The sequence below is a fragment of the Synergistaceae bacterium genome, from assembly GCA_012728235.1.
Lineage (GTDB): Bacteria > Synergistota > Synergistia > Synergistales > Synergistaceae > JAAYFL01.
The window spans coordinates 1-1511 of sequence record JAAYFL010000081.1; the positions used below are offsets into that span (position 1 = coordinate 1).

2 protein-coding genes are annotated in these 1511 nt (G+C 40.0%); both read right to left on the bottom strand.

The features are described from left to right. A partial coding sequence (locus GXZ13_05680) for a tyrosine--tRNA ligase (protein NLX75304.1) occupies positions 1-708 on the bottom strand: 708 nt, incomplete at its 3' end. 117 nt (positions 709-825) lie between these two features. After that, positions 826-1511: hypothetical protein (locus GXZ13_05685; GenBank protein ID NLX75305.1), on the bottom strand; the 686-nt coding region annotated here is incomplete at its 5' end.

Here is a 1511-nt window from a genome sequence, read left to right on the forward strand (position 1 = left end):
ACCAAATTTCTCACCATGTGAGTTTAAAAGAAGAGGAAAGGTCATTCCGTAGCACTGTCCCCCTGATTTTTTGCGCGCAAGATCCATTCCTGCTAGGATGTTGACCTGTTGGTCATTTCCTCCCATCTGAAGAGTACAGCCATATTCATTGTAGAGATGATTAAAATCAAAAGCCTGAAGAAGTATGTAGGAGAGCTCCGTATAAGTTATGGATTTATCGGCATCAAATACTCTGCTTCGAACATATTCTCTATTTATAAGAAAGCTAACGGAGAAGTATTTTCCGGTATCTCTTAGAAACTCAATGAACAACTCTTTTTTTAGCCAATCATTGTTATTAAGCAACATAGCGCTATTTTCCCCACAATCGAAATTGAGAAAATGTCTAAGCTGTTTCTCTATACAGGAGACGTTATGGTTTATTATCTCTTCACTTAGAAGATTTCTCTCGCTGCTCTTTCCGGAAGGATCGCCTATTCTGCCCGTGCCGCCTCCAGCTATGGCGATAGGTTTGTGTCCCAGGCGTTGTAACCAAGCTAACCCCATAATTGCGACTAGGTTACCGACATGAAGGCTGTCGGCACTGGGGTCAAAGCCGATGTATCCTGTTACCATATCGCTAATGAAGTGTTCCGCCAACTCCTTGTCATGGCTGCTCCATTCAACGAAACCCCTCTCTCTGAGCTTTTCAAGTGCATTACTATACATATTTTCAACCTCCGGATGTATCTCTATACTTGCGATATTTTACAACAAGATAAAATAAAGGCAAGTTGTTAGTTATAACAAATTAATTATAGTTAGATTGTTGTAATCTTTTCTATTCTAGTTTTCTTTGGCTTTAACGTCGTACCAACTCAGTCTTCCTGAGTCGTAGTTCTCCCATACAATAGTAATTTTTCCGAATTTTTTGAGCAAATTACTAAAGGAATTTGCTTTATCATAATCTAAGGGGTATAAATCCATTTCCGGGTGAAAGAATTCTTCTGTCTGTTCACTATCTAAAAAGATGTCTCGCTCTGAACCAAAATCCTCCGAAGAGAAGAAATTCATTTTGGACATTTCCTCAAGGGAATCGGCAATATGAGGAAGATCTGCAATCAACCAGCCAATTGCTTCTTCGTCTTCTTTCATAAGCCTGCTTAGTGCGTTGTGCTGTTTTATTGAGTTAGAGGCAATGAGTCCGAAGAGTGCGCTGTTTTTGTCTGCGACTCCCAATGTTGAAAATGGTAAAGAAGCAGTTCCGCCGTAGCTAAACCCGTTGAGCGGGCTTGGTTCTGTCTCAAAAAAGAGCTTTTGCCAAAAAGCTGATACAGCCGTTTTTAACAGTTGTTCATCTGCAGTAAATTCAATCATAAATCCGGGAAGGTTAAACCACAGAAGTTGGTTGTGACCTCCAACAGATACAACAGTTTTTCCAGTAAAAATCTCTCGTATCTCCCTATTCTTTAATCCCATAGTTTTTCCAAGAAGAGCCAGGTTGTTTAATGGGAAAGGCCAATCTTTAAGGT